Origin of the sequence: Sphingomonas melonis (assembly GCF_013409985.1) — a bacterium.
GTDB lineage: Bacteria > Pseudomonadota > Alphaproteobacteria > Sphingomonadales > Sphingomonadaceae > Sphingomonas > Sphingomonas melonis_A.
Map to the genome: position 1 here is coordinate 618,765 of NZ_JACCBY010000001.1, position 22,322 is coordinate 641,086.

The window sequence follows — 22,322 nt, forward strand, 5'->3', positions numbered from 1 at the left end:
TGTACGCGCGAGGGTGGCGAGCGGTCGGGGCAGCCGTCAAGTCGGGGCCGCGGGGCAAAAGGTCAACGGGGCCGGGGCCGGAGGCAGTGGCGCCCATGCCGCGGGGTCAGGCGGTCAGGCTGACCCGGCCGCCGGCATGCCGCTCGATCCGGCCGGCGAGTTCGAGTTCGAGCAGCACCGTCTGCACGATCGCGGGGGCGAGATCGCTCTGGCGGACCAGTTCGTCGACTGGCACCGGCACCGGCCCGAGCAGGCCGGCGAGGCGGGCGCGCTCGCCATCGGTCGCGTCGGCGGGCGGCGCGGCGGCATAGGGCGACGGCGGCGTGCGGACGGCGCGCGGATCGATCGGGCGGAGCTGTTCGAGCACGTCGGCGGCGGTCTGGATCAGCGTCGCGCCGTCGCGGATCAGCTGGTTGCAACCCTGCGCGCGCGGGTCGAGCGGGCTGCCGGGCACGGCCATGACCTCGCGCCCCATCTCGCCGGCGAGCCGCGCGGTGATCAGCGAGCCGGAGCGCGGCGCCGCCTCGACCACCACGGTGCCGAGCGCGAGGCCGGCGATGATCCGGTTGCGCGCCGGAAAGTGGCGGGCGAGCGGCTGCGTCCCCGGCGGCTGTTCGGCGACGAGCAGCGCGGTGTCGGCGATGTCCTCCTGCAAGGCGGCATTCTCGGGCGGGAAGGCGATGTCGAGGCCGCTGGCGATCACGCCGATCGTGCGCGGCAGCGCGCCGACATGCGCCGCGGTGTCGATACCGCGGGCGAGCCCGGAGACGATCGTCGCGCCCTCCGCCGCGAGATCGTGCGCAAGGCTGCGGGCGAAGCGGCATGCGGCGGCCGAGGCGTTGCGCGCGCCGACGATCGCGATCGTGCATGCGTTCGCCAGCGCCAGGTCGCCGCGCACGATCAGCGCGGGCGGGGCGGTGTCGATCCGGGCGAGCAGCGGCGGATAAGCGGCGTCGTCGAGGAAGAGATAGCGCCCGCTGAGCCGCGCGGTCGCCGCCATCTCGCGCTCGACCGCGGCGGTCTCGGCGATGCGCGGCGGGGCGCCGCCGCCGCGACGGGCGAGCGTCGGCAGCATGGCGAGCGCCGCCTCGGCGGTGCCGAAGCGGGCGAGGAGCTGGCGATAGGTGACCGGGCCGATCCCGGCGGTACGAAGCAGACGGAGACGCGCGACATCGCGCTCAGCCATCGCGGAGCGCATCCGGTTCCGCCGCGTCGCGCTTGCCGCCGATGCGCGGCTCGGTGCCGGCGAGCAGCCGTTCGACATTGTCGCGATGCTTCCACAGCACGATCGCGGCCAGCGCGAGCAGCAGCATGACGAGGTCGAACCGGCCGAACAGCGCACCGCTGACCGGCGCGCTCGCCGCCGCGGCGATGCCCGCGACCGACGAGATGCGCAGCGTGGCGAGCAGGCCGAGCCACACGACGGCATAGACCAGCCCCATCGGCCAGTGCAGCGCGAGGACGATGCCCATCAGCGTCGCGACGCCCTTGCCGCCCTTGAAGCGCAGCCAGACCGGATAGCAATGGCCGATGAACGCCGCCGCCGCCGCGATCATGCCGTCGCCGGGGAACAGCCATTCGGCCAGCCACACCGCCGCGGCGCCCTTGGCGAGATCGAGCAGCAGCGTCGCCGCCGCCAGCCCCTTGCGCCCGGTGCGCAGCACGTTGGTCGCGCCGATATTGCCCGAGCCGATGCTGCGCAGGTCGCCGGCACCGGCGAGGCTGGTAAGGATGACGCCGAACGGGATCGAACCCAGCACATAGCCGAGCAGCAGCGCGCACGTCGGCGCGATCCAGAGTATGTGCGTGTGCAAGACTGCCCCGTCCTCCCCGGCCGACCATAGCGCCATCACCGGGGCTTCGCCAATGGCCCCTTCATAACTTCGATCAAGGTTGGCGTGCGGCGCGGCGACGGCTTATGGGCGCGGATGATGGATGACGCGCCGATCCTGTTCTTCGATTCGGGTGTGGGCGGCCTGTCGGTGGTCGCGCCGACGCGGGCGCTGCTGCCGCGCGCGCCGATCGTCTATACCGCCGATTCCGCTGGCTTTCCCTATGGCATCAAAAGCGAGGCGGAGATCGCCGCGCGGGTGCCGGCGCTGCTCGGCCGGCTGGTGGAGCGGTATCGGCCGCGGCTGGTGGTGATCGCGTGCAACACCGCCTCGACGATCGCACTGCCGGTGGTACGCGCGGCGCTCGACGTGCCGGTGGTCGGCACGGTGCCGGCGATCAAGCCCGCCGCGGCGCTCAGCCGAAGCCGGGTGATCGGCGTGCTCGGCACCGATGCGACGGTCCGCCAGGCCTATGTCGACGATCTCGCGGCGCGGTTCGCGGGCGATTGCGTCGTGCTGCGCCACGGCTCGGCGGAACTGGTGCGGCTGGCCGAGGCGAAGCTGGCGGGGGAGGCGACCGATCCGGCACGCTATCGCGCGGTCCTCGCCGGACTGTTCGACCAGCCCGAGGGCGCTGGGATCGACGTGATCGTCAACGCCTGCACGCATTTCCCGCTGGTCCAGGCGGAGCTGGCGGCAGCGGCGCCGGGGGTGCGGTTCGTCGACGGCGGGCCGGGGATCGCGCGACGGATCGCCTTCCTGACCGAGGGGCAGGGGTGGCCGGCGGGCGAGTCGGTGCATCGCGCGGTGTTCACGCGGCTGGGCGAGGCGGAGCGGGCGCTGGCGCCGGCGCTGGCGGAGTACGGGATCGGGGCGATCGAGGGGCTGTGAGCCGTACCGGCCGGCAGGCGGGGCGTCGGCTTTGTTGTCTTAGGCGGGATCGACATTCAAGCTTCGGAGATAACGCCGCCCCGGCAGGGCAAGGCTATCGTGTGGACGTTCGCTTGAGTCCGCCGTCTCCCAATCCCACCCCGTCACCCCGGACGTGTTCCGGGGTCCACTCTGCGGCGAGGGGAAAGGCTTGATGGGGCACCGTTCTCCTGTGGCTCGGTGGACCCCGGAACGAGTCCGGGGTGACGGGTACCAGGAGGACGCCGACACGAACCTCATCACCGGAGCCATAGGCGATAGCCCTCCCCGGCGAGAGAGGAATTGGGCTGAATGTCGATCCGGCCTAGCGTTCGCCCTGAGCCTGTCGAAGGGCGGTGCCATGGACGGAACGATCGCCTGTGACACGGGCGCTTCCACAGGCTCCGCGCGAACCGTGGCGCGTGGGGCGGGCGTTCCGCTTCCGCCAGCAGCCAGCCCTGCGCCGGTCGAGGGGGCGTGCCGCGCCCACCCCGCGAGGGTGGGACAAAATGTCCAGCCCCCCCGATCACGCTGAGCGCTTTTATCCACTGGCAAGGCTGTCGCCGCATCGGTACATGGCTAACCCATGAGCAGCGACGGTACCGACGTACGCGTGGATTATTCGCGCGTCTTCACCCAGGCGATCGATCGCCTGCATAGCGAGGGCCGGTATCGGGTCTTCATCGACATCCTCCGCAACAAGGGGGCCTTCCCCAACGCGCGCTGCTTCGCCGGGCACAATGGCCCCAAGCCGATCACCGTCTGGTGCTCGAACGACTATCTCGCGATGGGCCAGCATCCCAAGGTCATCGGCGCAATGGAAGAGGCGCTGCACGACGTCGGCGCCGGTTCGGGCGGCACGCGCAACATCGGCGGCAACACGCATTATCACGTCGACCTGGAGCATGAGCTCGCCGACCTGCACGGCAAGGAAGGCGCATTGCTGTTCACCAGCGGCTATGTCTCGAACGAGGCGACGCTGTCGACGCTCGCCAAGATCCTGCCGGGCTGCATCATCTTCTCGGACGAGCTCAATCACGCGTCGATGATCGCGGGCATCCGCAATGCCGGCTGCGAGAAGCGCATCTTCCGCCATAACGATCTCGCGCATCTCGAGGAGCTGCTCGCCGCCGAGGACCCGGCGGTGCCCAAGCTGATCGCGTTCGAGAGCGTCTATTCGATGGAGGCCGATGTCGCGCCGATCGCCGCGATCTGCGACCTCGCCGACAAATATAACGCGCTGACCTATCTCGACGAGGTCCATGCGGTCGGCATGTACGGCGCGCGGGGCGGCGGCATTTCCGAGCAGGAGGGCGTCGCCGACCGGCTGACGATCATCGAGGGCACGCTGGGCAAGGCGTTCGGCGTGATGGGCGGTTATATCGCCGCGGACCAGACGATCATCGACGTCATCCGCAGCTATGCGCCCGGCTTCATCTTCACCACGTCGCTGTCGCCGGTGCTGGTCGCCGGCGTGCTCGCCAGCGTCCGCCACCTCAAGGCGTCGAGCGTCGAGCGCGAGGGGCAGCAGGCGTCGGCGACGCTGCTCAAGACGATGCTCAGCGAGGCCGGGCTGCCGGTGATGCTCGGGAGCACGCATATCGTGCCGATCCTCGTCGGCGATCCGGTCAAGGCCAAGCGGATCAGCGACATCCTGCTCGCCGAATATGGCGTGTACGTGCAGCCGATCAATTATCCCACCGTGCCGCGCGGCACCGAGCGGCTGCGCTTCACGCCGGGGCCGAGCCACACGCCGGCGATGATGCGCGAGCTGACCGATGCGCTGGTCGAGATCTGGGGTCGGCTCGAACTGCGCAAGGCGGCCTGACGCGGCGTCCGATTGCTGGCGTGAAGCTCATGACGTCCCCCCTCGCCGGGTTCGGGATCGTCACATATCGGGGCGGCAGCGCGGTTCGATCTTTTTCCGCATGAGACCCGTCACCCCGGACGCATTGCGGGGTCCACTCCGCGGCGGGGGGAACGGCTCGAAACGACACCTCTCCCTTGCGGCCGGGTGGACCCCGGAACGAGGACGGGGTGAGTCGGGAAAGCGTCCGGCCTGCGTGATGGGTCCTCGGCGGCGGTTCTGTTTCAATCCGTAGCCGCTCGCGCGATCAGCTTCCTGACAGGCTGCAGATGATCCCGCACAGGATCGTCAGGCCGCCAAGTCCGATCGACAGCGGCACGCGCAGCGCCATCCAGCCGGCCGGGGCGATGTCACCATCGACCAGCCGCCGGTCGATCAGCAGCGTCATGATCACCGCCGACCCCATCAGCACCAGCGCCAGGCCCATCGGCAGCACGCGCGCGATCGACAACAGGATCAGCAGCGCGCCGAACAGCGACGGCAGCACCGCCAACGTCGCGATCCGCCCCTGCTGCTGGCCGCTGCGCATCGCGAAGCCCCACCAGATACCGCCGAGGAAGCTGAGGATCAGCGCCGCATAGGCGAAGGCGAACATCGGCCCGACATCGCTGTCCTTGCCGAACACGCAGGTGGCGACCGCGGCAATCTGCGGAAACAAGCCGGCATAGCCGAGGATCAGCGGCGATTCGCCGACGCTGCCGCGGGCGGGTGCGGGATCGGCCATGCCGGCCGGCGCGGGGGCCGGCGCGGAAGTGGGGACTTGCGGCATGTTCTTATCCTGCATTGCGTGGAGCGCTTAGCGCGCGAACGACGCCCGGCGTTCCGCAACAGGTGTGGCATTTGGCCGTATCCCTCGCTAAGGCGCCCTGACCGCCCATCATCGTCACGGGACGTCACCCTTGCGCATCGCCTTCGCCTCCGATCACGCCGCCGTCGCGCTGAAGGCGCTGCTGGTCGATCATGCCGGCACGCTCGGCCATGAGGCGGTCGATCTCGGGCCGGACAGCGACGCGCGCGTCGATTATCCCGATTACGGCTACAAACTTGCGCGCGCCGTCGCCGCGGGCGAGGCGGATTGCGGCGTCGCCCTGTGCGGGTCGGGGATCGGCATCTCGATCGCGGTCAACCGCGAACCGGCGTGCCGCTGCGCGCTGGTCTCCGAACCGCTGTCGGCGGCGCTGGCCCGCCAGCATAACGACGCCAACGTCATCGCGATGGGCGCACGGCTGATCGGTCCCGATCTCGCCAAGGCCTGTCTCGAAGCCTTCCTCGCCGCCCCGTTCGAGGGCGGTCGTCACCAGAACCGCGTCGACAAACTGTCGCGAAAGGACTGATCCCATGAGCACCCAGCCCACCGACTTCAGCGATATCCGCCACACCGGCTTCTTCAGCCAAGCGCTCGCCGACGCCGATCCGGCGGTGTTCGCCGGCATCGCGCACGAACTGGAGCGCGAGCAGACGCAGATCGAGCTGATCGCGTCGGAGAATATCGTCTCCAAGGCGGTGCTCGAGGCGCAGGGGTCGGTCTTCACCAACAAATATGCCGAGGGCTATCCCGGCAAGCGCTATTATCAGGGCTGCGCCCCGTCCGACGAGGTCGAGAGCCTGGCGATCGAGCGTGCCAAGCAGATCTTCGGCTGCGGCTTCGTCAACGTCCAGCCGCATTCGGGCGCGCAGGCGAACGGCGCGGTGATGCTGGCGCTGGTCAAGCCGGGCGAGACGATCCTCGGCATGAGCCTCGACGCCGGCGGTCACCTGACCCATGGCGCGCGCGCGGCCATGTCGGGCAAGTGGTTCAACGCGGTGCAGTACGGCGTCGATCCGGTGACGCATCTGATCGATTACGATCAGGTCGAGGCGCTTGCGGTCGAGCATAGCCCCAAGCTCATCATCGCCGGCGGCAGCGCCTATCCGCGCGTCATCGACTTCGCCCGCTTCCGCGAGATCGCCGACAAGGTCGGTGCGTACTTCATGGTCGACATGGCGCATTTCGCCGGCATCGTCGCCGCCGGCCTGCATCCGACGCCGTTCGGCCATGCGCATGTCGTCACCACGACGACGCACAAGACGCTGCGTGGCCCGCGCGGCGGCATGATCATGACCGACGATGAGGCGCTGGCCAAGAAGATCAACTCGGCGGTGTTCCCGGGCCTGCAGGGCGGGCCGCTGATGCACGTCATCGCCGCCAAGGCGGTCGCGTTCGGCGAGGCGCTGCAGCCGGGCTACAAGAGCTATATCGCCGCGGTGGTCGAGAACGCCAAGGTGCTCGCCGCGACGCTGAAGGAGCGCGGCTCGGATGTCGTCTCGGGCGGCACCGACACGCATCTCGCGCTGATCGACCTCACGCCGCTCGGCATCACCGGCAAGGACGCCGACGAGGCGCTGGAGCGCGCCGGCATCACCTGCAACAAGAACGGCATCCCCAACGATCCGCTGCCGCCGGTCAAGACCAGCGGCATCCGCGTCGGCTCGCCCGCCGGCACGACGCGCGGGTTCGGCCCCGCCGAGTTCCGCGAGATCGGCCATATGGTCGCCGACGTCCTCGACGGTTTGGCCAAGAAGGGCGAGCATGGGGACCCCGAGGTCGAGGCGAACGTTCGGCAGCGTGTACGCACGCTGTGCGCACGCTTCCCCATCTACGAAGGATAACGACATGTCGAAGATCGAAGAGGTCCAGGCGACCGTCAAGAACACCCCCGGCCTCGGCAAGAAGATGGCCAAGTACGGCGCGATCGGCGCGGTCGTGGCGATTCCGATCCCATTCGTCGGTCCGGTGCTGGGTGCGCTGGTCGGCGCGGGCGTCGCCTACGCCAAGCGCAAGGATTGATCGCCTGAATGCGTTGCCCGTTCTGCGGCCATGAAGACAGCCAGGTAAAGGACAGCCGCCCCACGGAAGACGGGGCGGCGATCCGGCGCCGGCGCCAGTGCGAAGGCTGCGCGGCGCGCTTCACCACCTTCGAGCGGATCCAGCTCCGCGACCTGTGGGTGATCAAGAGCACCGGCAGCGGCGGGGTGCGGCGCGAGCCGTTCGATCGCGAGAAGCTGCTGCGCTCGGTGTCGATCGCGACGCGCAAGCGGCCGATCGAACCGGTACGGATCGAGAAACTGGTCAGCGGCATCCAGCGCCAGCTCGAAACGCAGGGCGAGAGCGAAGTGTCGTCGAAGCGGATCGGCGAGATGGTGATGGACGGGCTCAAGGGGCTCGATTCGGTCGCCTATATCCGCTTCGCCAGCGTCTATCGCGACTTCAGCGAGGCGCGCGACTTCGAGGAATTCGCCGGCACGGTCGAGCAGGCGGGGCGCGCCGAATGAAGCCGGTCATCGTGCTCGTCCGCCCGCAACTGGGCGAGAATATCGGCAAGGCGGCGCGCGCCATGCTCAATTTCGGCCTCACCGACATGCGGCTGGTGTCGCCGCGCGACGGCTGGCCCAATCCGCAGGCGGGGCCGGCGGCGAGCGGCGCCGACAGCGTGCTCGCCGACGCACAGGTGTTCGACAGCGTCGCCGAGGCGGTGGCGGATTGCGCGCACGTCTATGCGACGACGGTGCGAAAGCGCGGCGTCACCAAGCCGGTGGTGACGCCAGAGGTCGCCGCGCGCGACATCCATGCGGCACCGGAACGATCGGCGATCCTGTTCGGGCCGGAGCGTTCGGGGCTGGAGACCGACGACGTCGCGCTGGCGCGGACGATCGTCACCGTGCCGATCAACCCCGAATTCGGCAGCCTCAACCTGGCGCAGGCGGTGATCCTCGTCGCCTATGAATGGTCGAAGGGCGAGGCGCTGGTGCAGCCGTCGATCAACCCGATCGAGCAGCCCGCGCCGCATGAGGAACTGGAGGGCATGATCCTCCAGCTCGACGACATGCTGGAGCGCGCCAATTTCTTCTTCCCGCCCGAGCGCGTGTTCCAGACGCGGCGGACGCTGCGCACCTTGCTGACCAAGCCGGGCTGGTCGTCGCAGGAGGTGCGGACGGTGCGCGGCGTGCTGTCGGCGCTTGACGGCGCCAAGGAGCGCCGGGTCGAGGCTCAGCGCCGGTCGAACGACGCCAGTTCGTAGGCGATCGACGCCTCGACGAGCTGTTCCCACAGATCGGCGATGACCGCGCCGGGCAGGCCGAGCGCCTCGGCCTCGGCGCGGGCGTTGGCGATGACCTGCGCCTTGCGCGCCTCGTCGCGGACATGGCCGCGCTCCGGCTTGATGCGTGCGGCGGCGTCCATATAGGCGAAGCGGCGCGCGAGCAGCGCAACCAGTTCGCGGTCCAGCGCGTCGACGCCGGCGCGGACCTCGGTCATCGTCGTGCAGTCGGGGCCGGCCAGTAGCGGAGCAGGGGGCGTGGTCATCGCGCTTCCTTATCGCCGCCGCCACGGATGTCGAGTTTGTGAGGCCGGCATCTTCCCTTGCCGGGGCGATCGTGTCACCTTTGCTGCCTTATCTGGGAGGATCGCCATGTTCGCACTTGCCATTGCCGCAATGTTGCTGCCCGCCGTCGCGCAGGAGCCAGCGCCGTCGGCGACGCCATCGCCCGCGCCTACCGCGAAGGCGGTCAAGCGGATCTGTCGTCGCGAAGCGCCGATCGGATCGATCATGCCGCACCAGACCTGCTACACGCGTGCCCAATGGGCAGCCATCGACGCCAAGAACGGCGACAATTGGGATGCGGCGCGTCGCGCGAACGCCGCGCGCACTACGACGATCCCACAGCAGCTCCGCCCTTGACTTGATCCGCACCAGCATCTAGGCGGCCGCCTTCGCAACAGCCCCCGCATCCCGGTGAAGCGGACGGCCTGCCCCGCAAGGATCAGCAGAGCGATACCGGGACAAACCCTGCCGCATGGTTCGCCATGGGGTGGGACCACGTTGTTACAGTTGCCAAGGAATTATCATGTCGAAGCGCCATAGCGCCAAGCACAAGCTCGATCGTCGTCTCGGCGAGAACATCTGGGGCCGGCCGAAGAGCCCGGTCAACAAGCGCGAATACGGTCCGGGCCAGCACGGCCAGCGCCGCAAGGGCAAGGTGTCGGACTTCGGCATCCAGCTGCGCGCCAAGCAGAAGCTCAAGGGCTATTACGGCGACGTCACCGAGAAGCAGTTCAAGGCCTGCTACACGGAAGCGGCCCGCATGAAGGGCGACACCAGCCAGAACCTGATCGGCCTGCTCGAGCAGCGCCTCGACATGATCGTCTATCGCGCCAAGTTCGCGCCGACGATCTTCGCTGCGCGCCAGATCGTCAATCACGGTCACATCCGCGTCAACGGCGTGAAGTGCAACATCGCGTCGCGCCGCTGCTTCGTCGGCGACGAGATCACGCTGGGCACCAAGGCCAAGGAAATGGCGCTCGTCCTCGAGGCGCAGAACCTCGCCGAGCGTGAGATCCCCGATTACGTCGCACCGGACGGCAATGCCAAGGTCACCTTCGTTCGCGTTCCGACGCTCGACGAAGTGCCCTATCCGGTGAAGATGGAACCGAACCTGGTTGTCGAGTTCTACTCGCGTTAATTCGGGTTCTTCCGGTTTCGGATTTGAAGGGGCGGTCCTTGCGGGCCGCCCTTTTTGATTCGCGCGAAGGCGCGAAGACGCGAAGGTGTTCCGCTTGGGGCGGGGTATAGCTCATGGCAGCCGTGATGAGGCTCGGTGCATTGCCTCGTCAGAGCCGTCACCCCGGACTCGTTCCGGGGTCCACTCCGCGGCGAGGAGAGGGGCCTGAGGCGTGAGCGCGCGCTTGCGGCACGGTGGACCCCGGAACGAGTCCGGGGTGACGGGGTGGGCGTGGCGAACCTATGGGCTACGCGACGGGCCGCGCATGGTTCTTCTCCCTATTCCTTCGCGCCTTCGCGTGATTCATTTTGCGCGCAGAGGCGCAGAGAGCGCGGAGGATGATGCGCTCAGGTCGGGCTGGGCGGCTTCCAGATGCGTTATGAAGACGCCTTCGGCGGCATTGGCGTAATCCCTCTGCGTCCTCTGCGCCTCTGCGCGCAAAAGCCTTCATCCCCGCGCGCCGTGCACCCGCCCGTGGACAAGCCCGCGGCCCGGCGGCAAAAGGCCGGTCACGCCCTTCATGCGGAGTAATCGATGCGTCGTCTCGTTCTTGCGGCCCTGCTCGCCACGCCGGGCATGGCGCTCGCCCAATCCGCGCCGCCGATCTCCGTCGAGACGATGAAGGCGGTTACCAAGACCCTGTCGTCCGATGCCTTCGAGGGCCGCGCGCCGGGCAGCGCGGGCGAGGAGAAGACGCTCGCCTACCTCCAGCAGCAATTCGCCAAGGCGGGGCTCAAGCCGGGCAACAAGGGCAAGTGGCTGCAGGACGTGCCGCTGGTCGAGATCACCGCGCAGAACGTCACCCCGCTGACGATCACCGGCGGCAAGACGCCGCTCGCCCTCGCCTACGGCAAGGACATGGTGATCGGCACCTATCGCGGCACGCCGCATATCGACGTCAAGGACAGCGCCATCGTCTTCGCGGGGTACGGCATCAATGCCCCCGAGAAGGGCTGGAACGATTATGCCGGGCTCGACGTCAAGGGCAAGACGGTGATCGTCCTGATCAACGACCCCGACTGGCAGACTGCGGGGCTGACCGGCCCGTTCAACGGCCGGGCGATGACCTATTACGGCCGCTGGACGTACAAATATGAGGAAGCCGCGCGGCAGGGCGCGGCGGCGGTGATCATCGTCCACCAGACCGAACCCGCCGCTTATGGCTGGAACGTCGTCCAGTCGAGCAACACCGGCGCGGCGCATGTCGCCGATGCCGCCAACGGCCATATGGACGACACCGCCGCGCACGGCTGGATGCAGCTCGACCAGGCGCGCGCGCTGTTCGCCAGCGCCGGCAAGGACTTCGACAGCCTTGCCGCCGCCGCCAAGATCAAGGGCTTCAAGCCGGTGCCGCTGGGGCTGAAGGCCTCGGTGAGCTTCGACAACCAGATCAAGAAGCAGATCTCGCACAATGTCGTCGGCATCCTGCCGGGGCGCGAGGCGCCGGACGAATACGTGCTGCTGTCGGCGCATTGGGATCACCTCGGCCGCTGCACGCCGGTCAACGGCGACGATATCTGCAACGGCGCGGTCGACAATGCCGATGGTACCGCAGCGCTGGTCGCGCTGGCGGAAGCGAATGCCAAGGCCGGCCCGGCGCGCCGCTCGATGGTGTTCGTCGCGCTGACCGCTGAGGAGTCCGGGCTGCTCGGCTCGGCCTATTACGGCGAGAATCCGGTCTACCCGCTCGCCAAGACCGTCGGCGGCGCCAACATGGATGCGCTCGCCATGTACGGGCCGGCGAAGGACGTGATCGTGATCGGGCCCGGCAAGTCGCAGCTCGACGCGTATCTGACCACCGCGCTCAAGCGCCAGGGTCGCACCGCGACCCCGGAGCCGACGCCGGAGAAGGGCTTCTATTACCGCTCCGACCATTTCAGCCTCGCCAAGCACGGCGTGCCGATGGTCTATTTCGAGACCGGCCAGAATCTGGTGAAGGGCGGGCTCGCCGCGGGTCAGGCGGCGGCGAAGGATTATGAGGAGAACCGCTATCACGCGCCCTCCGACGAATACGATCCCAATTGGGACTGGAGCGGCGTGCAGCAGGACGTCGGCCTCTATTATATGATCGCGCGCGATCTTGCCGAAAGCCGCGAGTGGCCCAATTGGACGCCCGGAGACGAATTCCGCGCGATCCGTGACAAGAGCCGCGCCAGCCTGGGAGCCGCCAAGTGACCGTATTGCCGCCGCCCGCCGAATGGGCCCCGCATGACGCCGTGTGGATCGGCTTTCCCAGCCATCCCGAATTGTGGGAGGAGGATCTCGATCCCGCGCGTGAGGAAGTGGTCGCCTTCGCGCGCGCCGTCCATGCCGATGGCCGCGGCGAGCGGGTGATCCTGGTCGCTGCCGATGCCGAGGCGGGCACCGCCGCCGGGCGGATGGCGCCGTTCGCCGAGGTGGTGGTCGAGCCGTTCGGTGACATCTGGCTGCGCGACACGGGGCCGATCCTGCTCGGCACCGGCGAGGCGTGCGACTTCGGCTTCAACGGCTGGGGCGGAAAATACGACCTGCCCGGCGACGACACGATCGGCCTGCGCCTTGCCCAGCAGCGCGGCCTGCGCGTCGGATATTGCAACTGGGTGCTCGAGGGCGGGGCGATCGACGGCGACGGCACCGGCACGGTGGTGACGACCGAGCAATGCCTGCTCAACCCCAATCGCAACCCGACGCTCGACAAGGCGCAGATCGAGGCGCGCCTGCGCAGCGATTTGGGCCTGACGCGGGTGGTGTGGCTGGGCGACGGGCTGCTCAACGACCATACCGACGGCCATGTCGACAATCTCGCCCGGTTCGTCGGCGAGGGGAAGCTGGCGCTGCCGGAGGCGGCCGAGAACGACCCCAATTGGCAGGTCTATCAATTCGCGCTGCGCGATGCGCGCGCCGCCGGGCTGGAGGTGGTGACGATCCCGTCGCCGGGCCGCGTGCTGCGCGACGAAGAGGTCGTGCCGGCGAGCTATATGAACTTCTACATCGGCAATGCCGCGGTGGTGGTGCCGCTCTATGGCGCGGAGAACGACGAAGCCGCGGTGCGCGCGGTACAGGCCCTGTTCCCGGATCGCGAGGCCGTCGGGCTGCGCGCCGACCATATCCTGACCGGCGGCGGCAGCTTCCACTGCATCAGCCAGCAGATCCCGTCGCGAGGGTGATTACCGATCGGAGTGGGTGATCTTCGATTTCACCCACTCCGTCACCCCGGAACGAGTCAAGGGTGACGGGTGGAGCGCACGAGCACCCGCGCCACACGCAAGGGGTGACGACTCGCCTCCGCCCCCTTATGTGGCGCGCATGACCCAGATCACCGTCGCCGCGCTGCAGCTCGCCTTCTCCGACGATATCGATACGAACATCGCCAACGTCTCGCGCCTGGTGCGCGAGGCGGCGGGACGCGGTGCGCAGGTGATCCTGCCGCCCGAATTGTTCGAGGGCGAATATTTCTGCCGCGTCGAGGACGAAGGGCTGTTCGCCAATGCCGCGCCGGTGCGCGAGCACAAGGCGGTACTGGCGATGCAGGCGCTCGCCGAGGCGCTGAAGGTGACGATCCCGACCAGCTTCTTCGAGGCGGACGGCCCGCATTATTACAACAGCCTCGCGATGATCGGCCCCGACGGCGAGGTGCAGGGCGTCTATCGCAAGAGCCATATCCCCGATGGCCCGGGCTATGAGGAGAAATTCTACTTCCGCCCCGGCAACACCGGGTTCAAGGTCTGGCCGGCGCCGCCCGCCGCGCCGGGCTGGACGCTCGGCGTCGGCGTATGCTGGGACCAATGGTATCCCGAAACCGCGCGCGCGCTGATGCTGATGGGCGCGCAGGTGCTGTTCTACCCGACCGCGATCGGCAGCGAGCCGCATGACACCAGCCTCGACACCGCGCGGCTGTGGCGGCGCGCGATGGTCGGCCATGCCGTGTCCAACGTCGTGCCGGTCGTCGCCGCCAACCGGATCGGCGTCGAACACGGCCAGACCTTCTACGGCACCAGCTTCATCACCGACGAGCGTGGCGACATCCTTGCCGAACTCGGCCGCGACGAGGAAGGCGTGATCGTCGCAGACCTGGACCTCGACCGGGTCAAGCGGCACCGCGCCGCCTTCGGCTTCTTCCGCGATCGCCGGCCCGAATTGTACGGGCGGCTCGTTCAGGACGTCTGACGCAGCGCGATCGCGCGGGCGAAGACGGTCTCGAACATCGCCTCGTCGAGCCGGCCGGTGTTCTGGTTGTAGCGCGACGGGTGGTAACTATCGATGAGGATGCGGCCGTCGGGCATGCGATGCTCGGCGCCGTGGCCGAAATTCGCCTTGGGCAGGCGGCCGCCCATCACCTTGACCGCGGACTGATGCGCGACCTGCCCCAGCGCCACGACGATGCGGACGTTGGGCAGGCTGGCGATCTCGCCGTCGAGGAACGGCCGGCAGGTGCGGATCTCCTCCGGCGTCGGCTTGTTGGCGGGCGGCAGGCATTTGACCGCATTGACGATGATCGCGCCGGTCAGCGCGAGATCGTCGGTGACGCGGTTGGCGAACGTCCCGGTGGCGAGGCCGAGCTTGCCGAGCGTCGCGAACAGCAAGGTGCCCGAATGATCGCCGGTGAACGGCCGCCCGGTGCGGTTGGCGCCGTGCAGGCCGGGCGCGAGCCCGACGATCGCCAGCCATGCCGCGGGGTCGCCGAAGGCGGGCACCGGCGCGTTCCACCAGGTCGGATTGTCCAGCCGCAGTGCCTCGCGCGCCGCGACGAGCCGCGGGCAGCGCGGGCAGTCGCGCGGCGGCTCGACCGCGGCGAGCGGATCGGGGGCGGGCAGGTCGGTGGTCGCCGGATCGGGCGCGAGCGTATCGAAGGTCATCGCTTTCGCCTAAAGGCCCGGGATGGCGACGGCAATCTATGCGATCGGGATCGGATCGAACCGGCGCGGGCGGCATGGCGGCCCGGCGGACGAGGTGCGGGCGGCGATCGCGGCAATCGGCGGGCTGGTGGCAGCGTCCCCGGTGATCGGCTCGGCACCGCTGGGACCGTCGATCCGCCGCTTCGCCAATGCCGCGATCCTGATCGCCAGCGACGAGCCGCCGCCGGTGCTGCTCGCCCGGCTCAAGCGTATCGAGGCCGCCTTCGGGCGGCGGCGCGGGCGGCGCTGGGGCGCGCGGGTGGTCGACCTCGATATCCTGCTGTGGTCGGGCGGCATCTGGCGCGAGCGGCGGCTGATGGTGCCGCATGCGGCGCTCGCCGAGCGGCCGTTCGTGCTCGCTCCGCTCGCCCGGATCGCGCCCGGCTGGCGCCACCCGGTCGATGGGCGATCGATCCGCCAATTGGCACATGCAGTTGACCGACCGCGCGCTCGCCCCTAGGTGCCGCGGATCGATGGCGGGGGTCCGTAGCTCAGTCGGTAGAGCAAGCGACTTTTAATCGAGAGGTCCCGGGTTCGAGCCCCGGCGGACCCACCATCGACGCTTTCCGGGGGCATCCATCCGGTCCCAAATCATCCCAAAAACCGCAGAAAACCCTCGATTCCTTGTCGCGCGGTGTCCCGTCGGGTATCATGCATGCGAGCACCATCCGGGGGCATCCTGGGGGTACCTGAACCGGAAGGTGGGGGCATCGTGGCACTAACCGACATGCAGGCGCGCAAAGCCGCAGCCGCTGAGAAGGACTACAAACTGGCTGACGGAGGCGGTTTGTACCTCTTCGTCACCACCAAAGGCTTCAAATCCTGGCGCTTCAAATACCGATTCGGCGCCAAGGAGAAGGTGTTGACGTTCGGCGGGTACCCTGAGGTGTCGCTGAAGGAGGCGCGCGAGCGGCGGGATGAAGCTCGCGCCGAGCTCCGCAACAACCAGGATCCCTCGATCGAGAAGCGGAAGCGCGCCATGCGGGCGCATGCATCGGCTGGCGCGACCTTCGAGGTCGTGGCGAGGCGCTGGTACGAGGCTCAATGCCCCCGCTGGTCGCCTGTGCAGCGCAAGAAGGTCATCCAGGCCCTCGAGCGCGATATCTTCCCTGAGATCGGCTCTCTGCCGCTCCTGGACGTAGATGGGCCGATGATCCTGCGGATGCTCCGCAAGGTCGAGGCTCGTGGCGCGATCGACACCGCCAAGCGCCTCCGCCAGCACGTGTCAGGGGTGTTTGGCTACGGGATGGCCGAAGGGCTCGTCACCGGCGATCCGTCCGTCGGGATCAAGAAGGCGTTGAAGCCGACACCGACGGGCGGCAAGCAGCCGGCGCTGAAGGACCTCGCCGCAGCTCGCCAGCTGCTCGCCGACATTGAGGCGTCCACCTCGGGTCCGATGACCAAGCTCGCGTCGAAGCTGCTGGCCCTGACGGCTGTCCGGCCTGGCATCCTGCGTGCGGTGCCCTGGAAGGAATTCGAGGGAATCGACTGGTCAGACCCGGATGCGCCGGCACCAGAGGCCCTTTGGCGCATCCCTGCGGCGCGGATGAAGCTGGCGATGGAGAACAAGGCGGATGAGGCGTTCGAGCACGTCGTGCCGCTATCCTGGCAGGCTGTCGAGGTGCTGCACGAGGCCCGACGGCTGACGGGGCGCTTCCCCTATGTCTTTCACAGCGTCCGCTCGACGCGTCAGCCGATGAGCGAGAACACACTGGGATATATGTACTCGCGAAACGGCTACAGCGGCCGGCACGTACCGCACGGCTGGCGGTCGACCTTCTCCACCATCATGAATGAGCGCGCGGTCGAGCAGCGCCGACCGGATGATCGTGCCATCATCGACGCTATGTTAGCGCACCGGCCTAAGGGGGAGTCGGGTTCGGAGATGGCGTATAACCGGGCTGCCTATATGCCGAGGCGGCGGGAGATCGCGCAGGAGTGGGCGGATCTGCTTTCTACGAGAAGGCACTCGGTGGCCTAGGGCTGAGGCGTTGCAATCATTCTCGCTTCATCCGTACCCCGCACTGTTCTATGTGTAACCGCTGAGCGCTGGTGTTAGGAGACCGCCCGCCCCGCGCCCATGGATCTGTTTCATTACAGCTCGATTGCGTAAGGGCTCGGTCCAGAGCCCATCCCCATGGCCTTGAGAGCAGCGTTTCGAAGTCAGAAACGCAAAATTTGTTGACGGCGGGGTCAACACGCATCATCACGTTTTTGGAAGTTATTTCCGGTCAAAGCGGAAAAAGGCTCCCACTGAAGCGTTGTCCAAACCGGTAACACGGCATTTACGTCCAGCGTGTATAGCACGTTTCTGGGCGTAAAATCACGTTGTACCGATGCTGTAACAGAATGGAGGGTATGTAACATGACCCATATGCACGAAATCCCAACCGACGACGAGGTGCTCGCCGTTCTTGCGGATTTAGGAGCAGTGTCAGCGCGTGATTTGGTTGACGCGCTTGTAAAACAGCAGCACCCTAGTAGAGACGCACAACGCGCCATCCAGCGATGTCTTGATCGAGGGAAGATCGAACTCGGCCGCGGCATGTTGTTGAGCGTGAGGGCTAAGCAGCTGCAGGCTGCCTAACATCAGGCGACGGGGGCACTTTGGGCTGGGATTTGAAGGCACGTAGAGAGCGTAGCCACAATGCCGCAGGGGCAGACCAAAGGGCCTCGTTTGGACGCGATAGGGATCGTGTACTTTACTCATCTGCCTTCCATCGCTTAGCTGGCATAACTCAGGTTGTGCGCGCTGGGGAGGCAGAGTACTTTCATACACGGCAGCAGCATACGCTTAAGGTTGCGCAGGTCGGCCGTCGTCTTGCTGAGTTTGTTGGCAAGCAAACGCCGCGTCTTGCTCGTAATTGGGGAATTCATCCAGAGGTAGTTGAAGCGGCTTGTCTTGCTCACGATCTAGGACACCCTCCTTTTGGGCACATCGGCGAGCATACGCTCAACCGGCTGGTCGAAGCCGCGGGCGACTTTGATGGTTTCGAGGGCAATGCGCAGTCTTTTAGGATTGCCACACGGATAGGTGTTCGGTTTGACCAGGATCCCGGCTTTGACCTGACGCGCGCAACCCTTGCGGCGATTCTAAAGTACCCTTGGCTTCGTGACCTTGACGACCCCAAGCGGTCAAAAAAGTGGTCGTGCTATGAGAGCGATAAAGACGCTTTCCTATTCGCGCGCAAGTATCACGAGCATGATGATCGACAGACGGCGGAAGCTGCGCTCATGGATTGGGCTGACGATATAGCCTATTCCGTTCATGACCTTGAGGATTTCCATCGCGCCGGGGTGATACCATGGCATCTGATATTTCATACAACTCATTCGTCGGAACTCGTCCGAAAGGCCCAAAAAGCGTGGTTTGGCGCGCCAAGCGATGCGAAGCAAAGACTTGAGGATGCAGTAGCGCGGCTTGCCGGCTATTTCGCAGGCTGGGAAGTTATCATCGAAGAGCCGTATGACGGATCTCGCTACCATCGGGTTGCGTTGCGCGCTCTTACATCCACGCTGATCGGGCGATATGTGCAGGCTACCAGGCTCAATCCAGATATGGCAGGTCAGCCCGTAATACGGGGTGAAGAAGAAGAAGCTGAAATTTATATTCTAAAGCAAATTACCAGAGATTATGTAATCACAAGCCCTACACTTCTTGCTCAGCAGCATGGGCAACAACGAATCATTCAAGGTCTCTACAGCGCTATTTCTGAAGGAGCTGTGCGAGAAAAAGGACGCCCGGGCTTCTTGCCTGTGAGGCTCTCGTATCTATGGGACGAGGCAAAATTTTCAATACCGCGTTTCGCGGCTGACTGCATCGCCAGTTTAACAGAAGGTCAAGCGACCGCACTGTATGGTCGGTTGTACGGAACGGCTGCTGGATCCGTATTAGACCCCATAGTGCGCTAGCTGCTAGCGCCACAAATTAGCGGCTTGAGCGCATGTAAAGACTGGCTGTTTGAACTACGTATATTTCACAGTTCGTCCTAGCAGCATGAGCGGCCTACACTACGCCGCATCTTGCCACTCCATCGGCGCTGCGATCCACCTCTCTAGTTCGGTCTCCCGCCAGGCCACTGCGTTGGTGCTGAGCTTAATCGCTAGCGGAAACTCGCCAGCTTCCATCTTCCGGTAGATCGACGTGCGCGACAGCCCGGTACGATCCTTCACCTCCGGCAGCCGGACAAGGCGGTTACGCTGCTCCCCGGTCATCGACACTCTCCCATCTTATAGCGGCGCCAGTAGCTGTCCCATCGAACGGCGGCGCCGGCCGCGATCGTGGCGCAGGAAAGACTGCGACCGTCGGGTAAGGTGCAGCGTGCAACCACCCGCTTGTAACTCGTCCCCATCGGCTGACAGACCAGCCGCTGGTTGAACGTCAGGCGGCTGACGATCTGCTGGCTGCGCCGGGCCGCCGCATCATCGCAGGTGTACGTTACGCGACGAGCGGCGGGACGACGGCAGGGCTCAGCGCTTTCAAAGTCCGGTGCCTGGATGCCGGCAACGCGTACCTTCTGGCCTGAGCGACACCACAGCGGGCCGTCGCCATCGTGTACCTTCACGACCTCGCAAACGAATGGCGGCAGGGGCGTCATGCTGCCACCTCGCTCGTTCGAGTTTTAGCCGAACAGACGGCTCCAGAAGGACGGCCGGGGCGCCCGCAGTTTGAGCCACTGAGCACGCGCATCGGCGGCACGCTGATGGAGCGCTCGAAGGCACTGGTCCCGCGGCAGATCCGAAAGACGAGCTGGAAGGTGAGAGCGGTCCATAACGGTCCAGATCTTTCAGCGACGAAGCGGTGTTTTTCAATGGCGATGCGGTGAAACGGCGACGCCGGCGCAGGGTATGCGCGGGCCTGTGACATGGCAGCAACAGCGTAGATCGGTGGCCCGAAAAGCCTATCAACAATAAGGCAACCCTGCTGGCTTGTTATCGCGATAAATCTGTTCGAGATAACGAGCAGCCGGCCGATCAATGAGCTGGTGAGAGAGAGGTTTGAATGTTCGTCATCGGTGTGCTGGGTGCATGGTTCGCTACGTCCCTCGTTGCGGGGGCTGGGTTCGCCGCGATGGCGAGCGTGCGCGATCGAAGCACGCCCGGTTACTAAGTCAGCTGGCTCGCGGCTGATGGCTAAGCTCATCATGCCGCCAGCCTTGCCGTCGTAGGGAACGGTACAACCGTCTCTCCATCGTCCGGACCGCCGTCGTCTTCCTCGGTCCAATCGCCGCAGTGCCGATCTGCATGCGTTTCGGGGAAGACGCTAACGATGATGCCCGCCAGACTGACGACCGTGGGTCCTGACAGGAGGCAGGTGCCGATTTCCTCGTTGGCACCGCGCGGGCGCCTGATACCGGTCGACATAGACGGCTCGGTATTGGACCAATGGGCGCAGTTAGCGCAGACGCGTTCGCAGGTCATGCACCCAGCTCCGGCTGGCGGCTGACTAATGAAGCCTTGGGCTGCTTGGTCGCCAACCGCTTAACATCCGCAATGATCCCCCGAGCGTGATCGGCAAACAGCTCGTCTACAGATCCACCGGCGCGCTCCAGCGCAAGATCGATCTTGGTGACGACGTCCCCCAGGTTGCGCGCCGGGACCCGATCAATCAGATGATCCATGGCCATGCAGTATGTGTCGCAGAGGGCATCGACCTGGGGGTGTTCGATTGGACATTGGTCGGATATCGCGCGGGCTGCCTTGTATGCTGCGAGGGCTTCGCTCCACTGGTCTCCGGTGCCCGCAGCCTGCAGCGCATTATATGTTGCACTGACCTTCTCAGCGGCGAAGGCGTCGGCGATCACGTTTGCGAGGAGAGCAGGCCAGCTCGCAGTTGTCGTTGCGGGCTCAGCCTTGCGAGCGATCGCATCAAGACCGCATGTGACGGCCGACGCTGTTTGCAGATCGGGGATCAGTCCAGCGATAGTGGTGTGGATCAGCGTTCGACGAGCCCTATTGATAGCCAGCGGCCCCATGACGCGGCTGTCCGATGCCTCGATTGCCGCAATCCAAACCTTGAGCAACAGGTCATCCATCGAACACGCCGGCGTCTCCGTAACCGCATCGATACTGCCCGTGTGAGCGTCACAAAGACGGTAGCCTAGCTCGTCGTCATCCTCGCGCTCGCCTGCAAACCGCGCAGTAGCCTCGCCCCAGGCTACGAACGCTTTGAACATCGCTGGCGAGAGGGCATGACGCGCAGTTGCGATCAGCGCTTTGGTATCGGCGCCAACCTCACGTGCTAGGCCGGCGAGCCGCTCCGCAGCGGCGACCTCGTCCAACGTCGCGTCGCGGACGGCTGCCGGCATCTCCGCAAGCCTGCGCTGGACCGCGATCGCCGCGGCACTATTAGAGAAGGCGACGCGGATGTTGGGAAGCGCGGCGGCAGGGGCCGGCGGGCTATAGGGTTGGTAGAGCGGCTGCGATGCCATGATGCTTCTCCATCATACGGCAGGCCGGGAAGCAGCCTGCTGAGAAGTATCGATACTATATGTACTGCCTACTTGGCAATACCAAATGTACCGGACGGCCCTCCCATCCAGACCACCCGACCCCATACCTCCAGCGCTGCCTTGGACGCACGGTGAACCGTCTCCTTATCCGCATTGAGGATGAGGATGTCTTCGCCTTCGGCATCAATAGGGCATACAGACATGCCGCTGTCGAAGCCGACCAGCCAAAGATGGTCGCTCATTGGATCCGGTGAATACCGGCGATCAATAATTATGGTCGATCCTTTTTTGAGGGTGCTCCACTCTAGATCCGAGTCTATCTCGACCGCCTGAAGGCGGAGGTTGATCTTACGTAAGTCCGGAACCAACGACTTTATAAGAGACTTGTCCATTATTAATGGTTCGTATGGGTCCTGAGCCACAGCCTTAAAACCCGACAATCTCGACGTGGTTAACTTTGGTATAAGCGCAATGTTGAACTTGTCTAGTATTGCCTCATCTATATCCTTTATGCTTAAAATCTCATCCAGAGTTAGTAGAGATGCTTGAAGCTTTTCGCGGGTGGACAATCCTTGCTCTGTTTTAAAGCCGACTATCCATGCAGGTGACACCTTATAGGCTCGACCGTACGCTTCGGCATGTTTGAGGGGAATGCCACGCGTTCCATTCTCATGATGACGGTACCTGCTTTCCGGCCATCCAAATGCTCGCGCCGCTTCGGCGGCGGATTCAAAGCCAGCGCGTTCGCGTGCGGAGCGGAGGCGATCGTGGGGATGGTCGTCAGGTGAAGTCATGGAGGCACTCTATCATCAGGAACGGTACAAAAGGGATTGCCGCGCAGCGATACTTT

General features: G+C 65.9%; 26 protein-coding genes and 1 tRNA gene. 17 read left to right on the forward strand and 10 right to left on the reverse strand.

The features are described 5' to 3' along the window. Positions 1 to 106: 106 nt before the first annotated feature. Both dprA and plsY read right to left on the reverse strand, forming a co-directional pair. A complete protein-coding gene (gene dprA / locus HD841_RS03110) occupies positions 107 to 1,186 on the reverse strand; it encodes a DNA-processing protein DprA (protein ID WP_179507407.1) in 1,080 nt (359 codons plus the stop codon). Further along, a complete protein-coding gene (gene plsY, locus HD841_RS03115) occupies positions 1,179 to 1,850 on the reverse strand; it encodes a glycerol-3-phosphate 1-O-acyltransferase PlsY (protein WP_179507408.1) in 672 nt (223 codons plus the stop codon). Before plsY ends, dprA begins: the two co-directional genes overlap by 8 nt. A gap of 78 nt (positions 1,851 to 1,928) precedes the next feature. Here plsY and murI point away from each other — a divergent pair, with 78 nt between their 5' ends. Both murI and hemA read left to right on the forward strand, forming a co-directional pair. Continuing rightward, on the forward strand, positions 1,929 to 2,723 hold the full coding sequence (gene murI / locus HD841_RS03120) for a glutamate racemase (protein WP_179507409.1): 795 nt from the start codon (positions 1,929 to 1,931) through the stop codon (positions 2,721 to 2,723). A gap of 604 nt (positions 2,724 to 3,327) precedes the next feature. Further along, entirely contained in the window at positions 3,328 to 4,569 is a 1,242-nt protein-coding gene (hemA, locus tag HD841_RS03125) for a 5-aminolevulinate synthase (protein ID WP_179507410.1), read from the forward strand. Between the two features lie 286 nt (positions 4,570 to 4,855). Here hemA and HD841_RS03130 read toward each other — a convergent pair whose 3' ends face one another. After that, positions 4,856 to 5,377 (reverse strand): DUF3429 domain-containing protein, encoded by a 522-nt coding sequence (locus HD841_RS03130; RefSeq protein WP_257015183.1) that lies wholly within the window; start codon positions 5,375 to 5,377, stop codon positions 4,856 to 4,858. Between the two features lie 130 nt (positions 5,378 to 5,507). Between HD841_RS03130 and rpiB the strand changes: the two genes are divergently transcribed. The 5 genes from rpiB to HD841_RS03155 are packed head-to-tail and all read left to right on the forward strand — an operon-like array spanning position 5,508 to position 8,666. Next, the gene (gene rpiB, locus HD841_RS03135; protein ID WP_179507411.1) at positions 5,508 to 5,942 is read left to right on the forward strand and encodes a ribose 5-phosphate isomerase B; all 435 of its coding nucleotides are present in this window, start codon (positions 5,508 to 5,510) and stop codon (positions 5,940 to 5,942) included. A 4-nt stretch (positions 5,943 to 5,946) separates the two neighbouring features. After that, positions 5,947 to 7,257 (forward strand): serine hydroxymethyltransferase, encoded by a 1,311-nt coding sequence (gene glyA, locus HD841_RS03140; RefSeq protein WP_179507412.1) that lies wholly within the window; start codon positions 5,947 to 5,949, stop codon positions 7,255 to 7,257. 4 nt (positions 7,258 to 7,261) lie between these two features. Continuing rightward, positions 7,262 to 7,435, forward strand: coding sequence for a small multi-drug export protein (locus tag HD841_RS03145; protein ID WP_166753199.1), 174 nt, complete (start codon positions 7,262 to 7,264; stop codon positions 7,433 to 7,435). An 8-nt stretch (positions 7,436 to 7,443) separates the two neighbouring features. After that, positions 7,444 to 7,920, forward strand: coding sequence for a transcriptional regulator NrdR (gene nrdR / locus HD841_RS03150; RefSeq protein ID WP_038663810.1), 477 nt, complete (start codon positions 7,444 to 7,446; stop codon positions 7,918 to 7,920). Then, entirely contained in the window at positions 7,917 to 8,666 is a 750-nt protein-coding gene (locus HD841_RS03155) for an RNA methyltransferase (RefSeq protein ID WP_179507413.1), read from the forward strand. The genes nrdR and HD841_RS03155 overlap by 4 nt, the downstream gene beginning before the upstream one ends. Here HD841_RS03155 and HD841_RS03160 read toward each other — a convergent pair. Further along, the gene (locus tag HD841_RS03160) at positions 8,636 to 8,950 is read right to left on the reverse strand and encodes a chorismate mutase (protein WP_179507414.1); all 315 of its coding nucleotides are present in this window, start codon (positions 8,948 to 8,950) and stop codon (positions 8,636 to 8,638) included. The two genes, HD841_RS03155 and HD841_RS03160, sit on opposite strands and share 31 nt — an antisense overlap. A gap of 106 nt (positions 8,951 to 9,056) precedes the next feature. Between HD841_RS03160 and HD841_RS03165 the strand changes: the two genes are divergently transcribed. The 5 genes from HD841_RS03165 to aguB all read left to right on the forward strand — a co-directional run bounded on the left by HD841_RS03165 (position 9,057) and on the right by aguB (position 14,292). Continuing rightward, entirely contained in the window at positions 9,057 to 9,326 is a 270-nt protein-coding gene (locus HD841_RS03165) for a hypothetical protein (protein WP_179507415.1), read from the forward strand. Positions 9,327 to 9,492: 166 nt separating this feature from the next. Then, on the forward strand, positions 9,493 to 10,107 hold the full coding sequence (gene rpsD, locus HD841_RS03170) for a 30S ribosomal protein S4 (protein ID WP_179507416.1): 615 nt from the start codon (positions 9,493 to 9,495) through the stop codon (positions 10,105 to 10,107). Positions 10,108 to 10,680: 573 nt separating this feature from the next. Beyond that, entirely contained in the window at positions 10,681 to 12,321 is a 1,641-nt protein-coding gene (locus tag HD841_RS03175; protein ID WP_179507417.1) for a M28 family metallopeptidase, read from the forward strand. Further along, on the forward strand, positions 12,318 to 13,292 hold the full coding sequence (locus tag HD841_RS03180) for an agmatine deiminase family protein (RefSeq protein WP_179507418.1): 975 nt from the start codon (positions 12,318 to 12,320) through the stop codon (positions 13,290 to 13,292). Before HD841_RS03175 ends, HD841_RS03180 begins: the two co-directional genes overlap by 4 nt. 139 nt (positions 13,293 to 13,431) lie before the next feature. Then, entirely contained in the window at positions 13,432 to 14,292 is an 861-nt protein-coding gene (gene aguB, locus HD841_RS03185; protein ID WP_179507419.1) for an N-carbamoylputrescine amidase, read from the forward strand. On the opposite strand, the gene HD841_RS03190 is transcribed toward aguB, so the two are convergent. Further along, complete coding sequence (locus HD841_RS03190) at positions 14,280 to 14,981, reverse strand: uracil-DNA glycosylase (RefSeq protein WP_179507420.1); 702 nt, start codon at positions 14,979 to 14,981, stop codon at positions 14,280 to 14,282. The two genes, aguB and HD841_RS03190, sit on opposite strands and share 13 nt — an antisense overlap. 22 nt (positions 14,982 to 15,003) lie before the next feature. Here HD841_RS03190 and folK point away from each other — a divergent pair, with 22 nt between their 5' ends. The 5 genes from folK to HD841_RS03215 all read left to right on the forward strand — a co-directional run bounded on the left by folK (position 15,004) and on the right by HD841_RS03215 (position 18,932). Continuing rightward, positions 15,004 to 15,480, forward strand: a complete 477-nt coding sequence (folK, locus tag HD841_RS03195) for a 2-amino-4-hydroxy-6-hydroxymethyldihydropteridine diphosphokinase (protein ID WP_179507421.1) — start codon at positions 15,004 to 15,006, stop codon at positions 15,478 to 15,480. Between the two features lie 20 nt (positions 15,481 to 15,500). Continuing rightward, a tRNA-Lys gene (locus tag HD841_RS03200) sits at positions 15,501 to 15,576 on the forward strand. A gap of 156 nt (positions 15,577 to 15,732) precedes the next feature. Then, a complete protein-coding gene (locus HD841_RS03205) occupies positions 15,733 to 17,001 on the forward strand; it encodes a tyrosine-type recombinase/integrase (RefSeq protein ID WP_373562916.1) in 1,269 nt (422 codons plus the stop codon). Positions 17,002 to 17,385: 384 nt separating this feature from the next. After that, positions 17,386 to 17,607, forward strand: a complete 222-nt coding sequence (locus tag HD841_RS03210) for a hypothetical protein (RefSeq protein WP_179507423.1) — start codon at positions 17,386 to 17,388, stop codon at positions 17,605 to 17,607. 32 nt (positions 17,608 to 17,639) lie between these two features. Next, positions 17,640 to 18,932 carry a deoxyguanosinetriphosphate triphosphohydrolase family protein gene (locus HD841_RS03215; RefSeq protein WP_179508076.1) on the forward strand — a complete coding sequence of 431 codons (1,293 nt, stop codon included), beginning with the start codon at positions 17,640 to 17,642 and terminating at the stop codon, positions 18,930 to 18,932. Positions 18,933 to 19,031: 99 nt separating this feature from the next. On the opposite strand, the gene HD841_RS03220 is transcribed toward HD841_RS03215, so the two are convergent. The 5 genes from HD841_RS03220 to HD841_RS03240 all read right to left on the reverse strand — a co-directional run bounded on the left by HD841_RS03220 (position 19,032) and on the right by HD841_RS03240 (position 22,266). Then, on the reverse strand, positions 19,032 to 19,235 hold the full coding sequence (locus HD841_RS03220) for a helix-turn-helix transcriptional regulator (RefSeq protein ID WP_179507424.1): 204 nt from the start codon (positions 19,233 to 19,235) through the stop codon (positions 19,032 to 19,034). Then, a complete protein-coding gene (locus HD841_RS03225) occupies positions 19,232 to 19,618 on the reverse strand; it encodes a thermonuclease family protein (protein WP_179507425.1) in 387 nt (128 codons plus the stop codon). The genes HD841_RS03220 and HD841_RS03225 overlap by 4 nt, the downstream gene beginning before the upstream one ends. Beyond that, positions 19,615 to 20,166: a hypothetical protein gene (locus HD841_RS03230; RefSeq protein WP_179507426.1), complete on the reverse strand. Its 552-nt coding sequence runs from the start codon at positions 20,164 to 20,166 to the stop codon at positions 19,615 to 19,617. The genes HD841_RS03225 and HD841_RS03230 overlap by 4 nt, the downstream gene beginning before the upstream one ends. A gap of 271 nt (positions 20,167 to 20,437) precedes the next feature. Further along, the gene (locus HD841_RS03235) at positions 20,438 to 21,451 is read right to left on the reverse strand and encodes a hypothetical protein (RefSeq protein WP_179507427.1); all 1,014 of its coding nucleotides are present in this window, start codon (positions 21,449 to 21,451) and stop codon (positions 20,438 to 20,440) included. 68 nt (positions 21,452 to 21,519) lie between these two features. Next, positions 21,520 to 22,266, reverse strand: coding sequence for a helix-turn-helix domain-containing protein (locus tag HD841_RS03240; RefSeq protein ID WP_179507428.1), 747 nt, complete (start codon positions 22,264 to 22,266; stop codon positions 21,520 to 21,522). Positions 22,267 to 22,322 lie beyond the last annotated feature (56 nt).

Bases quoted from the DNA above. Each gene is read 5' to 3' on its own strand.
- HD841_RS03190 (WP_179507420.1), bottom strand. From the start codon at position 14,981: ATGACCTTCGATACGCTCGCGCCCGATCCGGCGACCACCGACCTGCCC.
- HD841_RS03175 (WP_179507417.1), top strand. From the start codon at position 10,681: ATGCGTCGTCTCGTTCTTGCGGCCCTGCTCGCCACGCCGGGCATGGCG.
- aguB (WP_179507419.1), top strand. From the start codon at position 13,432: ATGACCCAGATCACCGTCGCCGCGCTGCAGCTCGCCTTCTCCGACGAT.
- nrdR (WP_038663810.1), top strand. From the start codon at position 7,444: ATGCGTTGCCCGTTCTGCGGCCATGAAGACAGCCAGGTAAAGGACAGC.
- glyA (WP_179507412.1), top strand. From the start codon at position 5,947: ATGAGCACCCAGCCCACCGACTTCAGCGATATCCGCCACACCGGCTTC.
- HD841_RS03225 (WP_179507425.1), bottom strand. From the start codon at position 19,618: ATGACGCCCCTGCCGCCATTCGTTTGCGAGGTCGTGAAGGTACACGAT.
- HD841_RS03130 (WP_257015183.1), bottom strand. From the start codon at position 5,377: ATGCCGCAAGTCCCCACTTCCGCGCCGGCCCCCGCGCCGGCCGGCATG.
- HD841_RS03160 (WP_179507414.1), bottom strand. From the start codon at position 8,950: ATGACCACGCCCCCTGCTCCGCTACTGGCCGGCCCCGACTGCACGACG.
- HD841_RS03165 (WP_179507415.1), top strand. From the start codon at position 9,057: ATGTTCGCACTTGCCATTGCCGCAATGTTGCTGCCCGCCGTCGCGCAG.
- HD841_RS03235 (WP_179507427.1), bottom strand. From the start codon at position 21,451: ATGGCATCGCAGCCGCTCTACCAACCCTATAGCCCGCCGGCCCCTGCC.
- plsY (WP_179507408.1), bottom strand. From the start codon at position 1,850: ATGGCGCTATGGTCGGCCGGGGAGGACGGGGCAGTCTTGCACACGCAC.
- HD841_RS03155 (WP_179507413.1), top strand. From the start codon at position 7,917: ATGAAGCCGGTCATCGTGCTCGTCCGCCCGCAACTGGGCGAGAATATC.
- folK (WP_179507421.1), top strand. From the start codon at position 15,004: ATGGCGACGGCAATCTATGCGATCGGGATCGGATCGAACCGGCGCGGG.
- HD841_RS03145 (WP_166753199.1), top strand. From the start codon at position 7,262: ATGTCGAAGATCGAAGAGGTCCAGGCGACCGTCAAGAACACCCCCGGC.
- dprA (WP_179507407.1), bottom strand. From the start codon at position 1,186: ATGGCTGAGCGCGATGTCGCGCGTCTCCGTCTGCTTCGTACCGCCGGG.
- rpsD (WP_179507416.1), top strand. From the start codon at position 9,493: ATGTCGAAGCGCCATAGCGCCAAGCACAAGCTCGATCGTCGTCTCGGC.
- HD841_RS03230 (WP_179507426.1), bottom strand. From the start codon at position 20,166: ATGATGAGCTTAGCCATCAGCCGCGAGCCAGCTGACTTAGTAACCGGG.
- murI (WP_179507409.1), top strand. From the start codon at position 1,929: ATGATGGATGACGCGCCGATCCTGTTCTTCGATTCGGGTGTGGGCGGC.
- HD841_RS03210 (WP_179507423.1), top strand. From the start codon at position 17,386: ATGACCCATATGCACGAAATCCCAACCGACGACGAGGTGCTCGCCGTT.
- HD841_RS03220 (WP_179507424.1), bottom strand. From the start codon at position 19,235: ATGACCGGGGAGCAGCGTAACCGCCTTGTCCGGCTGCCGGAGGTGAAG.
- hemA (WP_179507410.1), top strand. From the start codon at position 3,328: ATGAGCAGCGACGGTACCGACGTACGCGTGGATTATTCGCGCGTCTTC.
- HD841_RS03240 (WP_179507428.1), bottom strand. From the start codon at position 22,266: ATGACTTCACCTGACGACCATCCCCACGATCGCCTCCGCTCCGCACGC.